The organism is Belliella buryatensis (assembly GCF_900188245.1).
GTDB classification, from domain to species: Bacteria; Bacteroidota; Bacteroidia; order Cytophagales; family Cyclobacteriaceae; genus Belliella; species Belliella buryatensis.
Genome location: NZ_FZOK01000004.1, coordinates 101,931 through 119,368, shown reverse-complemented (window position 1 = coordinate 119,368; position 17,438 = coordinate 101,931). Strand labels below are relative to the sequence as shown.

Below are 17,438 nucleotides of genomic sequence, written 5' to 3'. Positions count from 1 at the left end.
ATTCAATGCTAAAAGGTACTAATATCGGAAACTTATTCCTAATACACTTTTTATACTTTTCATATTAAAGTAAATTAAACTTATGATCAGGAATATTTTACTATAGTCTTGTTCAATAGACAAAAAAGTTGGTGTAAATTATTAAAAGCAAAATAAAATTCCTAAATTTTAAAGAAAGAACAATGAATTAGAAATCTAACCCCTTAAGCAATGAAAAGATCAATCTTAATGCTCTTGCTTTTGGCCCTATTGTCTGGATCAATATGGGCTCAAGAAACCAGATATTTAGTCTTTGAATTTTTCAAAGTAGAATCTTCGGAAATGTATGATTTCATAGAACATAAAGACTTTATGGAAAAAGTATATCAATCTGCAATCAATGACAAAAAAATCTCTGGCTGGGACTTTTGGTCATTACAGTCAGGAGCAGATTCAGGTGAATTTCAATACATTACTATTACTTATTATGATAACCCAGTTGCCATGATGAGTGGCTTAAATGAAGAAGATTTGGTAAAGTACGCCATGATTGCATACCCACATTTAAATGCTAAAGCGGTTAAGGATAAGTTTTTACTTGCTAACCGGGCGTTTGATCTTAAGCAAAGGTCTTACATGCAACAAATAGCCAATAGCAAAGATAGTTTTAAAATGAAACGGGGTGTTTTAGCATCTTTTGATTTGATGAAAGCTGCGGAAGGTCAATTTCAAGAATATGAAAGGGCCGAAAAAGAGGTTTTTCTACCTATTCACCAAAGTAGGATTGAAAAAGGATTGATGGGAAGTTGGGTCCTGCTTAGAACAGCCTTACCTTTTGGAAGTGAAGCCAAATCAACTCACCTTACAATGAATATGTATAAAGATTATGTTCAATTTTTCAATGCTCAAGAATATGAAGATATGGATTCTACAGCAGATCAACGAGTCAAAATTGAACAAGGCTTGAAATCAAGAGATCAAAAATGGGTTTATTTAGCTACACTAGAAGGGACTGTGAGATGATCTGGAATGATATATTAATAAAAAATGGGGTTGTTTTTAAATGCAACCCCATTTTTTAAGCTTCTTTTTTATTATTGATTAGTTTGGTAACTATTTCATTGATTTGTTCTGGATTGTCCTTGACATATTTGATTGCTGCATTTTTTAAAGCTTTTAAGTTTTTTGGGCTGGCATCATCCATATCTGGACTAGCTTCATGGAGGTCTGGCTCTACCCTAATAAACCCATCCTGATTATTCCCGGCATCAAAGAGCCATTTTAACTGATGAGAAACTGTTTCAGAATTTCCAGACATCATAATATCTATCAGGGGCTTGATCCATTGAACAAGACCAAATCTTCTCGCTCTTTCGTATGGAAATGGTTCTTTTACAGACCCTGTGCCGAAAGAAATCATCAGCATATCCTTAGAAGTAGGATTCTCGATATTTTCAAATGTACATTTCCTTGCCTCAGCATAGGCACACATGGCAGGGTTATTGGCAAAAACTCCTCCGTCTATCAATGGGTAAGCGGAGCCAAACCTAGACTTGATCAGTGCAGCTTCAAAATAGGTGGGGGCAGCAGCAGTAGCTTGTGCTATATCTTTTACAAAAAAATCATGGGATTCGTCTTTGCAAGCATAGCCATGTTTGAAAAATTTGGCACTTCTACTCTCAATATCATAGGAAGCAAAAAGACAAGGCTTCATCAATTCACTTAAATAAATGTTGCCAAAATATTTTTCTAAAGCTTGGATTAAAGCCTTATTGGGATATTTAGCTTCCTTAATCCCAAAAACTGTCCTTAATTTATGTCCAAATGGTTTTTTAAATATCTCGCCTCCATTTTCCATGTAGAGATTGACTACCTCTTCCATACGGAATTTTGGTCTTGTAGGATCTATATGATCAGGCATCAACATACCACACCCCAAGATGCCTCCAGTGCTTGTACCTGCTACAAAATCAAAATAATCAACAAGTCTAGCTTGAGGATTTTGAGTTTTTTCTTGAATTTTTTCCTCAATTAATTGAAGGATTGTTCCTGGGATTACTCCTCTGATCCCACCACCATCAATAGAAAGTATTGCTACTTGTTTCATTTATTAAAAATTTAAAGATTAGAAAATTGGACTCAAATCATTCTAAAGTTAAGGAAATCAGAGATAAATCCGAAACATAAGTCCTGCTATAAAAAGTAGATCCCTAAAACAACCGATATGGATGCAATGATAAAAATAATCAAAATTGGCTTCCAAGCATACTGAATCCATTCTTTATAGGAAATTCTTGCGGCTGCTAATATGGCCATTAGCCCTCCATTGCTTGGTGTGACCATGTCCATGATGCCAGCGCCGTACTGGTAGGCTAAAACGACAACCTGTCGCGACATACCAATTAAATCTGCAAGTGGAGTGAGTAGCGGCATTGTCAAAACAGCCTGCCCAGAAGTGCTAGGAACTGGTATGTGTAAAATTGCTTGAGCGAGCATCATCCCAAAAGCCGCCAAACCTAAAGGAAGTCCTTCGAGGGGAGTGAATAAGGCATAAATAATGGTATCAATGATCTGACCCTCTTGAAGAACTAGGTAAATACTTCTAGCCAACCCAACGATAATTCCAGCGAAAACAAGTTCAGCGAAGCCTTCGGAATATGCTTTTGCTGTACCATTGATGCCAAGCTTCCCAATAATTCCTACCGCTAAGCCCATGGCAAAGAAAATAGCTGACATTTCATTATAATCCCATTCCCAATTCGTCAGACCATAAATCATCACTGCAAATGTAAGAGCCACCAAAAGCAAAATGGTAATATGAGTATTTGATATTTTGGCAGGTTTATCACCTTTGATAGGCTCCATATTTTCTTGATCCTTGCCAGTTTTAATCACATAAATGATCCAAAATCCTAATGCCATTACTAAGAAAATCATCCTATATAAACCTCCTGAGAACATAGGGACCTCTGCAATGTTTTGAGCGATGATCACAGAAAAAGGGTTTGTAGGACCAAAAGATCCACCAATTAAGGCGGCTCCAAGACTAATCGCTACCCCAGCTATCTTGGTATAACCTATCCTTTGTGTTAAAATCATCAAAACCGGTACCATGGCTATAATTTCTTCTTGAAGGCCATTAAGAGCGCCCGCAGTTGCAAAAAGAACCCCTACCAGTGTCAAGAGCCAAGCTTTAGCCTTGTCGAATTTAAAAATCAACGTCTCAAGACCTGACTGAAAAGCACCTGTCTTATCTACAACATAAAATGCACCACCTATTATTAATATCAAGACGACGACTTCAGCTCCTTCTATGATTCCCTCTGGTACGCTTAAAAATGTCTTTCCCAAATTGACAGGTGTATTTTCCTTTTGTTGATAGCTGCCCTCCACTACGACTTCTCTTTGAGTTTGCTCGTCTAAAACTCGATCATAGGAACCAGCTGGGATCAAATAGGTCAGTAATGCTGCTAGGGCTACAAAAGCCAGCATGATGATCATGGGGTGTGGAAAAGAAAGCTTCATAGGGTAAGGGGGGATTCAGTTTTTTGAATTTATATGAACTTATAAACTATTTTAAAGTCAAAATTTCCTTAGCCATGATTTGTGTGCCTTCTGTAGCACTAGCACTTATTGATTTAAGGTTTGGTATAAAGCTGGTCATGGGAATTTTTACATCGATGATATATTTGACTGCGTTTTCAGGAGCATATTGAATGAGACTTGCCGCTGGATATACTTGTAGGGAAGTACCAATCACAGCAAAAATATCAGCTTGTAATGCGAGCTCTATAGCGGGCTCCATCATGGGTACCATTTCTCCAAACCATACAATAAAAGGTCTAAGTTGACTTCCTTTTTCACACTTATCACCGACGTTGATTTCAGTGCCCTTCATTTCATAAACAAGTGCGGGATCTAGCGTACTTTGACTCTTAAATAACTCACCATGGAGGTGAATAATTTTGGACGAACCAGCACGCTCGTGTAGGTTATCTACATTCTGAGTGATGATTGTAACATCAAAATCCTGCTCAAGCTTTGCTAAGGTTAGATGCGCCTTGTTAGGATTGACTGTTTTTGCTTGTCTTCTGCGTTGATTGTAAAAGTCAAGAACCAAAGCTTTGTTTCTACGCCAACCCTCAGGGGATGCCACTTCCATCACATCATGTCCTTCCCATAAGCCATTGCTGTCTCTAAAAGTAGCAATACCACTTTCAGCTGATATACCAGCTCCTGTAAGGACAACGAGTTTCTTTTTTTGCATCTGGCTAAATTAATTAAATGCATAAAAAAAGCAGGAATTTCTTCCTGCCATTTCATTACTTTTTCTTGGTGAATCTACCTTTTTTCTTTTCAGGTTGATTTTCAATGATTTCTATTGTTTCAGCATAGGACAGATCCGCAGCTTCTTTTTCTTTTGGGATTTTAAAGTTGTTTTTGCCGAATTTGATATATGGGCCCCATCTTCCATTAAGAATTTGGATATCTTCATTTTCTTCAAAGGTTTTGATATGCTTTTCAGCATCTGCTTTACGCTTTGCTTTAATCAACTCAATGGCCTCTTCTTCTGTAATGCTAAGTGGGTCATGTTCTTTTCCTAAAGATACAAACTTACTGTCATGACGTAGATATGGACCGAATCTGCCAATAGCTGCAACAATTTTCTTATCCTCAAATTGCCCCACATCTCTAGGAAGTTTGAAAAGCTCCAAAGCATCCTCAAGTGTAATATTTTCAATAAACTGACCTCTCTTAAGGCTAGCAAATTGTTTTTCCTCGTCTTCTTGTTCACCAATTTGAGCAAGAGGACCAAATTTACCTAGTCTTACAATAACTTTTTTTCCAGTTTTTGGGTCTACCCCAAGTTCACGTGCACTATTTACATCTGCTCTTGCAACATTTGCTGTTTCCTCTACTCTAGTGTGGAAAGCTCCATAGAAATTTTGGATCATATCTTCCCAGTTTTGGCCTCCCTGTGCAATGTCATCAAATTCCTTTTCTACCCTTGCCGTAAAGGTGAAGTCTATGACATTAGGGAAATGTTCTACTAGAAAGTCATTCACTACCATTGCGATATTGGTAGGGAAAAGCTTGTTCTTATCTGCTCCAGCAATTTCTGTTTTATTTTCTTTTTTAAAAGCACCTTGGGAGATTTTCATTTCTGTATATTTCCGCTCAGTTCCATCGCGAGACTCTTTGATTACATAATTTCGCTTTTGAATTGTCGATATTGTGGGTGCGTAAGTAGAAGGCCTTCCTATACCCATTTCTTCTAACTTCTTCACCAAAGAGGCCTCGGTATATCTCGGTACTGGTCTGCTAAAGGTTTCTCTTCCTTTCATTTCAATTAGGTCTAATACTTGACCAATTTTCAAAGGAGGAAGCAAACCTTTTTCGGTAGCTTCTTCATCTTCAGGTTCCTCGTCTGTACTTTCTAGATAAACTTTAAGAAAACCCTCAAATTTGATCACTTCACCTGTGGCTGTAAGTGTCTGTGGAAGTGTGGAAATACCTATCGTTACATTGGTTTTTTCTAGCTCAGCATCGGCCATTTGAGAGGCGATGGCTCTTTTCCAGATGAGTTCGTAAAGTCTTTGTTCGTTTCTGTCACCGCTGGTATCATGCTTTGAAAAGTCCGTTGGTCTGATAGCTTCGTGAGCTTCCTGGGCACCTTCACTTTTGGTAGTGTATTTTCTCGCTTTATGGTACTCAGGACCATATGCTGAAGAGATTTCATTTTTTGCAGCAGCCATGGCATCTTCTGAGAGATTTGTACTATCTGTTCTCATGTAGGTGATTTTCCCAGCTTCATACAATTTCTGGGCTACAGACATTGTTTGTGCTACTGAAAAGCTGAGCTTCCTACTTGCCTCTTGTTGTAGCGTGGAAGTTGTAAATGGAGCTGCTGGTGTTTTTTTTCCAGGTTTTTTTTCCAGGTTTTGAATATTGAACTCAGCGCCTAAGCATTGTTTTAGAAATTCTTCAGCTTCCTGCTGAGTATCAAATTTTTTAGGTAGTTCAGCAGATAAAGATTTCCCTTCTACATCAAAAATTGCTGTGATTTTATAAGCAGACTTAGATTTGAATTTCTCTATTTCACGCTCGCGTTCTACAATTAATCTGACGGCTACGGATTGAACTCTTCCAGCGGATAGTCCTGCCTTTATTTTTTTCCAAAGAATTGGTGATAATTCAAATCCAACCAGACGATCTAAAATGCGTCTTGCCTGTTGGGCATTGACAAGGTCATAGTCGATAGTTCTTGGATTATCTATGGCTTTGGTAATGGCGTTTTTGGTGATTTCTCTAAAGACTATTCTTTTGGTATTTTCATCTTTGAGATTCAAGACTTCCTTCAAGTGCCAGCTGATCGCTTCTCCTTCACGGTCATCATCACTTGCTAAATATACTGTTTCAGCATTTTTGACTAGACTTTTGAGTTGCTTGATGACTTCTTTCTTATCAGGAGTGACTTCGTATGTAGGTTTGAATCTATTTTGAATGTCTATTGCTTTGTCTCCTTTAGGCAAATCCCGCACATGACCATAGCTTGAAGCTACTTTGAAATCTTTTCCTAAGTACCCCTCAATGGTTTTTGCCTTGGCAGGTGACTCTACAATAACTAGATTTTTTGACATAATTTCTTTTGCATTAAAACAATGGATTCTATATTTCTAGAATCATTTAAAACCTAAAAATAGATTTGATTATCATGTATTCCAAATTATCCAAGATATCATCTTATTTTTGGCATGATTATTTCAGATTTATAAATGTCCTATTAATACAATATAAGAATGCAAAGCAATAAAATTTTGGCGGTGTTGAGACATGGGGAGGCAGATTTTAATTTTTCTAATGACTTTGAAAGGCAACTTAACTCCAATGGAAAATCTCAACTTATAAAATTGAGAGAGCTATTAAAAAGGTCTAACCTTAGACCTGAAAAAATTCTCTCAAGCGCTGCAGTGCGAACAACACAAACGGCTGAAATTATAGCAGAGATTTTTGATGATGTGACTGTTGAGTTTGATCGAACAATTTATGAAGCTGAGCCAGGAGTGATACTAAACTCCATTGCAGATACAGACCCCTTGGTGAATACCTTGCTTTTAGTAGGGCATAATCCCGGTGTGAGTGCGCTGGTTTCTTCCATTGCTGATCAAGGTTATCTCAGTATGCAACCTGGCATGTTGGTCATACTTGAAGTACATGTAAATGATTGGAAGCATTTAGGAATGGGTACAGGTATTGTTCGCGAAGTGCTTCAATAGCAGTTATTTAAAGAGTTAGCTTTTGGTGGGAAATTATTCTATTTAATTTTCTGTTTATCTATCGTCAGGATTTTGTTTTTTTACGTAACAAATCCATATCACCACAAATTATTTTATAAACTAAAATTGATAATACATGTCATTAAAACATCAGATTATTGAAAAATTTGATCCTAATGGGATCAGTACAAATGAGAGTCTTTTTGGATTACCTTTTGATGAAAGTACTGCAGATCTGATTATCATTCCTGTACCATGGGAAGTTACTGTTTCTTATTCTCCAGGCACTGCAATAGGGCCAAAGGCTATTATGAATGCCTCTTTACAAGTAGATTTATTTCAAGATGATATCAAGGACGCTTGGAAAATGGGAATACACATGCTTCCAATTCCAGAAGAAATTAAGGAGAAAAGTGATAATTTTAGAATTTTAGCAGCTAACTATATCGATTGGCTTAGTCAAGGGTCTCCAAATGTAGAGTTAGAACGATTTGCAGCTGTTCCTGGACTTATTAATAAAGCTTGTGAAGAAATGAATGAATGGGTCTATGAACAAGCAAAAAAATACAGAGAGCAAGGAAAATTAGTAGCTCTGCTAGGAGGTGACCACAGTACCCCGCTAGGTCTGATCAAAGCATTGGCTGATGAGCATGACAACTTTGGTATTCTTCAGATAGATGCGCACGCGGACTTAAGGGTCTCTTATGAAAACTTTGATTATTCACATGCCTCTATAGCCTACAATGCTTTGAAGCTTCCACAAGTCAGTAAGTTAGTTCAGGTAGGGATTAGAGATTACTGTGAAGCTGAAGCAATCATGGCAAAAGAAAATAACAGAATTACCACTTTTTATGATAAGGATATCAAAAAAGAAGGCTACGAAGGGAAGGCATGGAAAATCATCTGTGACGAAATCGTAGACCAATTACCACAAGAAGTCTACGTGACTATTGATATAGATGGGTTTGACCCTAAGTTATGTCCAAATACTGGCACACCTGTCGCAGGTGGGTTTGAATTGGAACAGATCATGTATTTGATGAAAGAGGTTGTGAAGTCAGGAAGAAAGCTGATCGGCTTTGACTTGGTAGAAGTAGCCCCAGGTGCTGAAGGTGACGAGTGGGATGGCAATGTAGGAGCTAGAGTTCTTTACAGAATGGCTAACCTCTATGGCGCCTCGCAAGGTAGACTTAACCTCAAATAATTTTGAATCGTCTCTTATTATAGACCTATAAATACTTTAAAATTGAATTTATTATAGATTAAAAAAGCACCAATCTTATTAGATAGGTGCTTTTTTGGTTTATAGCTATTGGCTATTGATTATTTTTTTTCTTTGGTATAGATGTATATAACTTTGTCAGCGCTTCGACCAGATTTAGATATTTCTTCGGGACTTGGTTTTCCTACAACAAATTTATCAATGTCTTTTACACCTATTTCATTGATGGATGAATAATTGGTGATCTCACCATTTAAAACTAAGATTGGTTTATCATTTGTTTGAGTGATCAGCTTTGCTTTAGTGAGTTCAGTAGTATATTCGAAAGTTTTTTCCTTACTGGCATTTCCAGAGTAACCAACTACCACTACTTCATGTGGAAGGTTGTGAGTAGGAGGGTTTTTGACATTATCTATTCTGAAAGTAATTGGAAGTAAGACATCATATTCTCCTGCTACATAAACATTCCAATTGGGTGCTTTTTCAAGAACCCTAAGAACTTCCTCGTTCAATTCTTTGGAAATTCCTTTAGAAATGGCTGATTTGATGATATTTCCATCTTTATCCAAAGTAAGTCTGGCAATCACCGAACCCGATTCATTATTTCCTCGAGCTTCAGTTGGATATTTGATATTTTTTCTCAAATATTCATTGAACTGAGCGGTTGGCTTTGGGACAATATCATTGGTGCTTTTTTCTAAATCAAAACGAATCGGCAATCTCAATCTGCTTTCAACTGCTTCACCATCTTTTTTACCAGGCTTCCATTTTGGTGAATTTTCTACGAGTCTAAGTGCCTCTTCATCACAAAATGCTCCTATGCCTCTAAGAATTTCCGGCTCTTTGATGTCACCATCCTTGTCTACAATAAATGTAAGGTAAACAACACCTTCAACCCCTCTGATTTTTGCCTCTTGGGGATATTTGAGGTTATTTTTGATATAGGTATTCCAAGCATCCATACCACCTTGAGGTTCTGCTTGTTGATCTACCATATCGGCAGGGATTGTACTTGGTTTGTTATCGTTACTGGAATTTTGCTTGAATCTGATTGGCAAGCGCATTCTCACATTGACCTCTCTTCCTCTCTGTTTACCCGGTGTCCAGTCAGGGCCGTTGGCAACTACTCTCAAAGCTTCTTGGTCTATACTAGGAGATACACCTCTAATTATCTCTGGTTGTTCGATTTTCCCATCTTTGGTAATAACAAATACCACATAAGCAGTACCTTCTATACCAGCCCTTTTTGCATCTTCTGGATATTCGAGATTAGTTCTCAGGTATTCATTCCATCCTTCCATTCCTCCTGGAGGGACAGGTGCATTTTCTACTACATCAAAGATTTCATCTCCATTGTAAGTTCTTGCACTTTGTCCAATTGGAACTTCTATGACCTGAGGGAAATAGTGAAGCGATTCTTGAATTTGATTATCTGCTGAATACGTAATCGCAAAACTAGCAGAATGCACAAGATCTACTTTTTTACCGTCGATTTCTCCTGCTATCCATTTTGGTGCGTTTTCAGATTGAATAGCTTCTAGTAATTTTTCATCAACACCTCCACCAAAACTTTGCTTGATGACAGGATTGGTGATTTTACCATCTTTTGAAAGGATAAATTCCAATTGAATTGATGACCTAATATTCAGTTCCCTATCCTTTTCAGACATTTCTTTGCTGATGACATCTAGAACGAATTTGGACCAAGAAGTAGCATCTTCTGGCGCTGGCCGTTTTTTCGCAACGTATGAATAGGGGATTTCACCGTAGCTTTTGCTGATAGAAGAGTTCCTTCTCAAGGTATTGATGAGACTTCTGACTTTTAGATACTCTTCATCTGAGGAAATATCAGCAAAGTCATATACCAACTCACCTAGCTGAGCAGTGAGTTGATCACCCTTGAGTGAACCTATCAGCTCGTAATGTTTTGGATTGTTGATTTTTTTAACCTTGATTGCTATTTCAATAGAATCTTGAGAAGCAATCAATTGCTCTTTGATGAATTCGATCTTTTCAGTATTGCTACTGAGAAGGAATCCCACACCTAATTTTGTCTTCATGGATATCAATGCCATCAACATTATAGTCAACGGTATTACCATGGTCAATTTAAACCAATTTGGTTTTGCTGTTTTCTTAATCATTAGAATTCTTTTAAGGGTTGTCGATCTGATGAAATAGTTACCAATAGGAAGATCCATTCCCTTAAATGCAATTTTCGCGATTAACTTCGGATAGCTTTCTTTATTTTCAGTTTGTTTGAGGACATTTTCGTCAGCAAGGTATTCATGCACATCCACCAATGCTGATCGCATCAAGTGAATAGCTGGATTAAACCAGAATATAATACTCAATACTTGATAATATAGCACATCCCAAGAGTGATGCTGCCTGATGTGTTCAATTTCGTGTTTGATAATCTGATCTTTTTCGTCGTGACTCAGATTCTGTGTTTCATCCCAAAAAAGCTTGTTGAAATAAGAAAAAATGGGAGCAAGGCCGAAAGTAGGGATAAGGAAATAGTTGCCTTTCAATTTAAAGCTTGTTTGATACCAACCTTTTTCTTGTAGAAGTCTCAATTGAATCATTTGCCAAAAAAGCCTGATTGCTAAAAGTGAGATAATGATTAAGTAACCGATTAAAAAGTAATCTTTCAATTCAAGTAATACAGGAAGTTTGGTGCTCTGAACCGTGAATTCAGGTAATCCATAAGTCCCTGCAACTTCCTCAGGCATTGACTCTATAGTCAATGCCCGAAATAGTTGTGATTGTTCTAATGATATATCAGGCTTGTAAAACTCTACCGGTATTTGCATCAATGGAAAGAGCAACGCCAGGATTGGAGTGATTAAAATATAAACTCTTGTGAAGACGAATGCTTTTTCGTTTCTAAGGAATACCCAATAGATACCAAAGAAGAAAAACAGGCAGAATGTACTTTGCCAGATATAATCAATTAGAACAGCCATAGGAGGTCATTATTTCACCTCGTCTTTCACTTCGTTCAAGATTTTTTCAACCTCTTTTACATCTAGGTTTTCATCTTTTGCAAAGAATGAAGCTAGTTTTGTAAATGATCCATTGAAATAACCTGATAGTAGGTTTTTGATAGAATGGCTTCTGTAGGCATCTTTGGATACGATAGGGTAGTATTCGTGTGATTTCCCATAAGCTTTGTGCTGTACAAAACCTTTTCTTTCAAGAATTCTGATAATTGTAGAAACTGTGTTGTAAGCCGGCTTTGGCTCTTCCATCTTTTCCAAAAGGTCTTTTACAAAGCCTTTTTCTGCTTCCCATAGGATTTGCATTACTTGCTCTTCTGCTCTCGTTAAATTTCTCATAATTGTGTTAAGTTTTAAATGATGCCTCAAATTATTCAGTTAGTTTTAAAAAAACAAATAATCGGAACGAATCTTTTCTATTGCTGTCTATAAAGTTAGTAATTAAAATTTAGTTCTAAAAGAAATATTTAGTTTTTTTTTAAAAAAAAAGAACTCCAAGTACGGAGTTCTCAAAGTTTTGAAACCAAAAGAGTACTTATACAGCTCTTAATTTAATGATTCCTGTGGCGTGAAGCAATTTCACAATAGGGTAGGTTGGGTCAAATTCATACCATTTGACGGCGAAATTTGGTCTATTTGGAAGTTTGTGATGATTATTTTGGAACAATTCACCCAACATTAAGACATCTAAAAGAAGGCTATTCTTCGATTTGTCATTATTATCAAAATTAGCATAGCCATACTTATGACCACTCCAATTGACAATAGCGCCGTGAACTGGCCCCATCAAGAAATGAATTGGGAGTAAAAAATACATCCACCAATGTGTCCCAGCTAACTCAAATACAGAAATTGACAAGATGTAGATAGCTGCATAAAACAATCCCCAACCTAGTCTAGCCATCATTGAGTCTGCAAACAAATCAAATTTATTCCAATCTGGCACATCTTTAGAGAAGCGTTCTTCTGGCTTAAGTTTAAAGCTGAAATAATCATTATAAATGTTTTTCGTCTTCCACATCATGGTAAATAGATTTTCTGTATGATGTGGGCTATGTGGATCCTTGGGCGTATCGCTGTATGCATGGTGCATTCTGTGCAATATAGCGTAGGCTCTCGGGGATAAGTAACTACTACCTTGAGTTATCCATGTAAAGATGTAGAAAAATCTTTCCCAGAATTTAGACATGTAGAACATTTGATGAGCTGCATAACGATGCAAGAAGAAGCTTTGGCAGAATAAAGAGAAGTACCAATGCAAAAGGAAGAATACAATTAAAATCACTCTAGTTACTTAATTTGATAATATCACAAAGATAATAGCTATCCCTCGGAAATGGTTTAAACTTTATTTTTTTTTGATGAATGAATGATAAAAATCAATTTTTCTTAAATTGTCACTAAAATGTTTTTAGCAATAACTTAATCCCAAAACTATGAGCAAAGCAAAAGACACATGGGGCATCATTGTCCAATTGATTTTAGGTGGTATCGCTGTATTGATTACAAGTTACCTACTTCCGGGTGTAAGCGTTGAAGATTTCTTAACTGGAGTGGTAATAGCAGCTTTGATTGCACTACTCAATATTACAATCAAACCCATCCTGATTTTATTAACGATTCCTATTACTGTTGTGACATTAGGATTGTTTTTGATAGTCATCAATGCACTCTTAATTCTATTAGCAGCTTACATTGTACATGGTTTTTCAGTAGATGGTTTTTGGTGGGCAGTTTTATTTGGTCTGATCTTAGGTTTGATCAATTCACTTCTCGGTGTTTCTCTCGGTGGAAATTCTCCTTCGAATTGATAATTATAATTCGATTTCAGGTAAGCTTTCATCTTTATCTCTGATATAAGCAATAAGTTTACCTGATTTTTCTTTCAAATAATGTTTGATCTGAGTTTTAGGGATTTTTATTAAAACGATATAAATTTCTTCCTCCAATTGCTCCTCTTCAAGATAATCAATTTCATAGACTTCAATCGTAAAATGTATTTGGGGGTGACAAAACTCTTTTGAAGCTTTTTCTATCATAAAAATTTCCTCCTCAGGATCTACACCTATTATTTTTTTATGATCACTAATACCAATAGCTATTGTACCACCTGTAGTATTAGCAAAAGCAATTAATGTCTTAGCAATTTTGTAAGAATCAGAAATAGTTTTTTTGAAATCTAGTGTTTGGCCCTCCTTCTTTTTTAAAAGATCTTTGATAAAGTCATCGTTTTTTATAGGTAGAAACATTTTTTTCAGTCTAAAATATTGTATATTAATTACTTAATTTTATATTAGTCCAATGATATGAAAATATTGCTTTTATATTAACGAGTTCCGTATTAAGTTGTCCACTGAAACCTAAAATTTTTAAATATGAAATACCGTAATGAAGGATTTGACCCAGAAATCATCGAAGCACTAAAAAAAGAATTGGCGTCTTCAGGCAAGTCGTTTAAAGTAATCGAAGGAGATGAAGAAAACTCTGACGAGTTTGTAAATTTCCTATTCATTGGCATGTATGAAGGTAAAGAAGTCATTTATGATGCAGCTCTATATACTTTGAGGTTACATCATTCGTCTGAAGTCTATGAACTTGCAGAGCATGAAGCAGCCAAGAAATTTCCTAATTTTAATGGGATTAAGTACGAAGAAGATGAAAATGGTAATTTAAAACCGCTCAGTAGTGAAGATGAAGAGATTGGTTGGTTTATCACCGAGATCATTATGGAAATAGAAGAAGAGGAGACTGTCAAAGTTCAAGAGTTCATAGATATTGATACCCATCATGATTATGGAATTGGACTTGATGCTTCTTTGAATGTAGAATTCATTGACGATAAGGTCATTGAAAAATTCATCAAAGAATTCAATGAAGATACCATTAAGTTAGATGAAACATTTTATGCTTTTCAATCCGAAGAGGAAGAGGACCTTGAAGAATAATTCCCAAACATCAACCAACAAATAATCAAATTCGCTTGTTAAATAACAAGCGTTTTTTTGTGATGTTAAAAATAGCCTACTCTCCTATATATACCCATCCACTTCCTGAGGGGCATAGATTCCCTATGGAAAAGTATGACCTATTACCGGAGCAATTGCTTTATGAAGGAACTGTTGATACTGAAAATTTCTTTGAACCAAATGTTCTGGATGATAAGTGGATTGTAAATACCCATGATTCAAAATATTTTGAAAAACTACGAAACCTTGAGCTCAGTAGATCCGAAATTAGAAAAACAGGCTTCCCACTAAGTCAACAACTTATAAATCGAGAGATTCACATCATGCATGGCTCAGTTCAAGCAAGTCTTTTTGCTTTAAAATTCGGTGTAGCCATGAATATTGCCGGTGGTACACACCATGCTTTTACTGATAGGGGAGAGGGGTTTTGTTTGTTGAATGATATAGCCATTTCTGCAAATTATCTTTTGGATAATAAGTTAGCTGAGAGAATTCTGGTTGTGGATTTGGATGTTCATCAAGGAAATGGAACTGCACAGATCTTTGAAAATCAATCCAATGTATTTACATTTAGTATGCATGGAGCATCAAACTATCCCATGCATAAAGAGCAATCTGACCTTGATATTGGGTTGCCAGACAAAATTGGCGATAAAGCCTATCTCCAAATATTGATTAAAAACCTTGAACCGTTGATTGATAATGAACAACCTGATTTTATTATTTATCAGTGTGGAGTGGATGTTTTAGATTCAGATAAATTAGGGAGATTGGGAATGAGCATCCTTGGTTGCAAAGAAAGAGATCGAATCGTACTAGAATCCGCTAAGCGTCACCAAATACCCATTATGTGTTGTATGGGAGGGGGCTATTCCCCAAAAATTTCCGATATCATAGAAGCTCATGCCAATACCTACCGATTAGCACAAGAAATATATTTCTAGAAAATGGCAAAGAAAAAAGAACTTAAAAAAAAATGGATCTATTATGCTGTATTTGGTATATTACTGATGGGCTTTGGGCTGAGTTTACTTGGAGACTCAATAATTTTGAAGGCAGCAAATGATAATTGGTTACCATGGTTTTTGATGGGTACATTCGCTCTAATTTGTTTTTTTGCAGGCCTTTCAATATTTGGTCAAGCTTCAGTATACAAAAGCAAACTTTCTTTAAAAGGTAAAAAGAAAAGCAAAAGAAGTAAGAAGTAGTTTTAACTGAAATTAACAAACTCAATTTGGAGATTGATTTGAACAAAGAATTCTTTGTTTATATTTGCGCCAATCTAAAACAACAAATAATCAACGTGAAGAAATTATCAAAAGTATTAGGCGTATTGGGATTTGCTACAATTGTATTTTCCGCCTGTAACAATTCAGGTACCACCACTCCAAGTAGTTCTGAGGCCGATGCCACATCAGAAGTTAGTATTTCAGATCTTAAGATTGCTTATATTCTAACAGATAGTGTGATAGCTAATTTTGATCTATTCAAGGAAAAGTCAGGTGAAATCACTGAAAAAGGAAGAAAATTTGAGTCTGAGTTAGGTAGCAGAGCAAGAGGTTTTGAACAAGAGGTTCAAAATTTTGAACAAACCGCAGGTACCATGACTCCAAACCAAGCTAGAGCCAAGCAAGAAGACTTGATGAAGAAAGAAAGAAACTTGGTGACCTACAGAGATAATTTGATGCAGGAATTACAATCTGACGAATCTCAACTTTACAGTGATGTGATCGACAGAATTCAAGAGTATTTGACTGAATATGCAGAAGAGAATGATCTAGAAATGATCCTTTCTTACACCAGAGGAGGTGCTGTTTGGTATTCTAAAAAATCATTAGATATAACTGATAAAGTAACTGCCGGCTTGAATGCAAAATATGCTGCTACAAAATCAGCTGGAAATAAATAAGCGCTGAAAGCTTGCTAGATTTAAAAAAGCCCAGTTGATGCTGGGCTTTTTTCATGTTATATAAATTGATACTTTTGTACTCCTTTAATATAAAACAAGCAATAAATGAAAATTACTGAATTTTTAAAACATAACTACAGACATTTCAATGCAGCAGCACTCATAGATGCAGCAGAAGGTTACAAAGCACATATTGACAAAGGTGGTAAAATGATGGTAACGCTTGCAGGCGCTATGTCTACTGCTGAGCTTGGAATTTCTCTTGCAGAAATGATTCGTCAGGATAAAGTACAAATTATTACTTGTACAGGTGCAAACCTTGAGGAAGATGTCTTCAACTTAGTTGCTCACGATTATTATGAGCGAATTCCCAATTATAGAGACCTTTCGCCGGAGCAAGAGAATGACTTGCTTGAGCGCCATATGAATAGGGTGACAGATACCTGTATTCCAGAAATGGAAGCAATGAGAAGGATTGAAAATGTGATCTTAGAAGAGTGGATGAAAGCAGACCAAGCAGGTGAAGCTTATTTCCCATATGAATTTTTCTATAAAATATTACTTTCTGGAAAATTGGATAAGTCATTCCAAATTGACCCAAAAAACAGCTGGCTGCTTGAAGCCGCTAAGAAAAATCTCCCAATCATTGTTCCTGGATGGGAAGATTCTACTTTGGGAAATATGTATGCTGGTCATGTCATCTCAGGTGATATCAAAGATGTTCATACAGTCAAAGGAGGAATTCAATACATGATGTTCTTGGCTGATTGGTATCAAAAAAATGCTACAGAGCAAAGTACCGTAGGTTTCTTTCAAATTGGAGGTGGTATTGCAGGTGATTTCCCTATTTGTGTGGTTCCTATGCTTCATCAAGATTTGCAAAAAGATAATGTGCCATTGTGGGGATATTTTTGCCAGATTTCTGATTCTACCACTTCTTATGGATCTTACTCAGGTGCAGTTCCTAATGAAAAAATTACCTGGGGTAAGCTAGGGATTGATACGCCAAAATATATCATAGAATCAGATGCAACAATCGTTGCGCCATTGGTTTTTGCTATTGTTTTGGATCAATAATTGATG

Annotated in this window: 17 protein-coding genes; 9 read left to right on the top strand and 8 right to left on the bottom strand. The window is 36.4% G+C overall.

Going from position 1 to position 17,438, the window contains the following annotated elements:
- Positions 1 to 210 precede the first annotated feature (210 nt).
- On the top strand, positions 211 to 1,002 hold the full coding sequence (locus CHB66_RS05450) for a hypothetical protein (RefSeq protein ID WP_089238790.1): 792 nt from the start codon (positions 211 to 213) through the stop codon (positions 1,000 to 1,002).
- Between the two features lie 55 nt (positions 1,003 to 1,057).
- Here CHB66_RS05450 and CHB66_RS05445 read toward each other — a convergent pair whose 3' ends face one another.
- The 4 genes from CHB66_RS05445 to topA all read right to left on the bottom strand — a co-directional run bounded on the left by CHB66_RS05445 (position 1,058) and on the right by topA (position 6,620).
- A complete protein-coding gene (locus tag CHB66_RS05445; protein WP_089238788.1) occupies positions 1,058 to 2,086 on the bottom strand; it encodes a patatin-like phospholipase family protein in 1,029 nt (342 codons plus the stop codon).
- An 86-nt stretch (positions 2,087 to 2,172) separates the two neighbouring features.
- Positions 2,173 to 3,504, bottom strand: a complete 1,332-nt coding sequence (locus CHB66_RS05440) for a YfcC family protein (protein ID WP_089238786.1) — start codon at positions 3,502 to 3,504, stop codon at positions 2,173 to 2,175.
- A 46-nt stretch (positions 3,505 to 3,550) separates the two neighbouring features.
- Complete coding sequence (locus tag CHB66_RS05435) at positions 3,551 to 4,246, bottom strand: SIR2 family NAD-dependent protein deacylase (protein WP_089238784.1); 696 nt, start codon at positions 4,244 to 4,246, stop codon at positions 3,551 to 3,553.
- Between the two features lie 55 nt (positions 4,247 to 4,301).
- On the bottom strand, positions 4,302 to 6,620 hold the full coding sequence (gene topA, locus CHB66_RS05430) for a type I DNA topoisomerase (protein WP_089238782.1): 2,319 nt from the start codon (positions 6,618 to 6,620) through the stop codon (positions 4,302 to 4,304).
- A gap of 159 nt (positions 6,621 to 6,779) precedes the next feature.
- Between topA and CHB66_RS05425 the strand changes: the two genes are divergently transcribed.
- Positions 6,780 to 7,256: a SixA phosphatase family protein gene (locus CHB66_RS05425; protein ID WP_089238780.1), complete on the top strand. Its 477-nt coding sequence runs from the start codon at positions 6,780 to 6,782 to the stop codon at positions 7,254 to 7,256.
- A 136-nt stretch (positions 7,257 to 7,392) separates the two neighbouring features.
- Positions 7,393 to 8,460, top strand: a complete 1,068-nt coding sequence (locus tag CHB66_RS05420) for an agmatinase family protein (RefSeq protein WP_089238778.1) — start codon at positions 7,393 to 7,395, stop codon at positions 8,458 to 8,460.
- 119 nt (positions 8,461 to 8,579) lie between these two features.
- On the opposite strand, the gene CHB66_RS05415 is transcribed toward CHB66_RS05420, so the two are convergent.
- From CHB66_RS05415 to CHB66_RS05405, 3 genes are all read right to left on the bottom strand, one after another.
- The gene (locus CHB66_RS05415; protein ID WP_089238776.1) at positions 8,580 to 11,447 is read right to left on the bottom strand and encodes a TonB family protein; all 2,868 of its coding nucleotides are present in this window, start codon (positions 11,445 to 11,447) and stop codon (positions 8,580 to 8,582) included.
- 9 nt (positions 11,448 to 11,456) lie between these two features.
- Positions 11,457 to 11,819: a BlaI/MecI/CopY family transcriptional regulator gene (locus tag CHB66_RS05410; RefSeq protein ID WP_076503036.1), complete on the bottom strand. Its 363-nt coding sequence runs from the start codon at positions 11,817 to 11,819 to the stop codon at positions 11,457 to 11,459.
- 196 nt (positions 11,820 to 12,015) lie between these two features.
- Entirely contained in the window at positions 12,016 to 12,765 is a 750-nt protein-coding gene (locus CHB66_RS05405; RefSeq protein ID WP_089238774.1) for an acyl-CoA desaturase, read from the bottom strand.
- Between the two features lie 151 nt (positions 12,766 to 12,916).
- Between CHB66_RS05405 and CHB66_RS05400 the strand changes: the two genes are divergently transcribed.
- The gene (locus tag CHB66_RS05400) at positions 12,917 to 13,291 is read left to right on the top strand and encodes a phage holin family protein (RefSeq protein WP_089238772.1); all 375 of its coding nucleotides are present in this window, start codon (positions 12,917 to 12,919) and stop codon (positions 13,289 to 13,291) included.
- Between the two features lie 3 nt (positions 13,292 to 13,294).
- On the opposite strand, the gene CHB66_RS05395 is transcribed toward CHB66_RS05400, so the two are convergent.
- The gene (locus CHB66_RS05395) at positions 13,295 to 13,729 is read right to left on the bottom strand and encodes an AlbA family DNA-binding domain-containing protein (protein ID WP_089238770.1); all 435 of its coding nucleotides are present in this window, start codon (positions 13,727 to 13,729) and stop codon (positions 13,295 to 13,297) included.
- Between the two features lie 126 nt (positions 13,730 to 13,855).
- Between CHB66_RS05395 and CHB66_RS05390 the strand changes: the two genes are divergently transcribed.
- The 5 genes from CHB66_RS05390 to CHB66_RS05370 all read left to right on the top strand — a co-directional run bounded on the left by CHB66_RS05390 (position 13,856) and on the right by CHB66_RS05370 (position 17,432).
- Positions 13,856 to 14,425 carry a hypothetical protein gene (locus CHB66_RS05390; RefSeq protein ID WP_089238768.1) on the top strand — a complete coding sequence of 190 codons (570 nt, stop codon included), beginning with the start codon at positions 13,856 to 13,858 and terminating at the stop codon, positions 14,423 to 14,425.
- Between the two features lie 62 nt (positions 14,426 to 14,487).
- Positions 14,488 to 15,390 carry a histone deacetylase family protein gene (locus tag CHB66_RS05385; protein WP_089238766.1) on the top strand — a complete coding sequence of 301 codons (903 nt, stop codon included), beginning with the start codon at positions 14,488 to 14,490 and terminating at the stop codon, positions 15,388 to 15,390.
- A 3-nt stretch (positions 15,391 to 15,393) separates the two neighbouring features.
- Positions 15,394 to 15,654, top strand: a complete 261-nt coding sequence (locus CHB66_RS05380) for a hypothetical protein (RefSeq protein WP_089238764.1) — start codon at positions 15,394 to 15,396, stop codon at positions 15,652 to 15,654.
- 95 nt (positions 15,655 to 15,749) lie between these two features.
- Positions 15,750 to 16,355 (top strand): OmpH family outer membrane protein, encoded by a 606-nt coding sequence (locus CHB66_RS05375; protein ID WP_089239010.1) that lies wholly within the window; start codon positions 15,750 to 15,752, stop codon positions 16,353 to 16,355.
- 105 nt (positions 16,356 to 16,460) lie between these two features.
- Positions 16,461 to 17,432, top strand: coding sequence for a deoxyhypusine synthase family protein (locus CHB66_RS05370; RefSeq protein ID WP_089238762.1), 972 nt, complete (start codon positions 16,461 to 16,463; stop codon positions 17,430 to 17,432).
- The last annotated feature ends 6 nt before the right edge of the window (positions 17,433 to 17,438 follow it).

Excerpts from the sequence above, each read along its gene's own strand:
- CHB66_RS05435 (WP_089238784.1), bottom strand. The coding sequence starts at position 4,246 with ATGCAAAAAAAGAAACTCGTTGTCCTTACAGGAGCTGGTATATCAGCT.
- CHB66_RS05395 (WP_089238770.1), bottom strand. The coding sequence starts at position 13,729 with ATGTTTCTACCTATAAAAAACGATGACTTTATCAAAGATCTTTTAAAA.
- CHB66_RS05385 (WP_089238766.1), top strand. The coding sequence starts at position 14,488 with ATGTTAAAAATAGCCTACTCTCCTATATATACCCATCCACTTCCTGAG.
- CHB66_RS05390 (WP_089238768.1), top strand. The coding sequence starts at position 13,856 with ATGAAATACCGTAATGAAGGATTTGACCCAGAAATCATCGAAGCACTA.
- topA (WP_089238782.1), bottom strand. The coding sequence starts at position 6,620 with ATGTCAAAAAATCTAGTTATTGTAGAGTCACCTGCCAAGGCAAAAACC.
- CHB66_RS05370 (WP_089238762.1), top strand. The coding sequence starts at position 16,461 with ATGAAAATTACTGAATTTTTAAAACATAACTACAGACATTTCAATGCA.
- CHB66_RS05415 (WP_089238776.1), bottom strand. The coding sequence starts at position 11,447 with ATGGCTGTTCTAATTGATTATATCTGGCAAAGTACATTCTGCCTGTTT.
- CHB66_RS05410 (WP_076503036.1), bottom strand. The coding sequence starts at position 11,819 with ATGAGAAATTTAACGAGAGCAGAAGAGCAAGTAATGCAAATCCTATGG.
- CHB66_RS05400 (WP_089238772.1), top strand. The coding sequence starts at position 12,917 with ATGAGCAAAGCAAAAGACACATGGGGCATCATTGTCCAATTGATTTTA.
- CHB66_RS05445 (WP_089238788.1), bottom strand. The coding sequence starts at position 2,086 with ATGAAACAAGTAGCAATACTTTCTATTGATGGTGGTGGGATCAGAGGA.
- CHB66_RS05450 (WP_089238790.1), top strand. The coding sequence starts at position 211 with ATGAAAAGATCAATCTTAATGCTCTTGCTTTTGGCCCTATTGTCTGGA.
- CHB66_RS05440 (WP_089238786.1), bottom strand. The coding sequence starts at position 3,504 with ATGAAGCTTTCTTTTCCACACCCCATGATCATCATGCTGGCTTTTGTA.
- CHB66_RS05380 (WP_089238764.1), top strand. The coding sequence starts at position 15,394 with ATGGCAAAGAAAAAAGAACTTAAAAAAAAATGGATCTATTATGCTGTA.
- CHB66_RS05425 (WP_089238780.1), top strand. The coding sequence starts at position 6,780 with ATGCAAAGCAATAAAATTTTGGCGGTGTTGAGACATGGGGAGGCAGAT.
- CHB66_RS05420 (WP_089238778.1), top strand. The coding sequence starts at position 7,393 with ATGTCATTAAAACATCAGATTATTGAAAAATTTGATCCTAATGGGATC.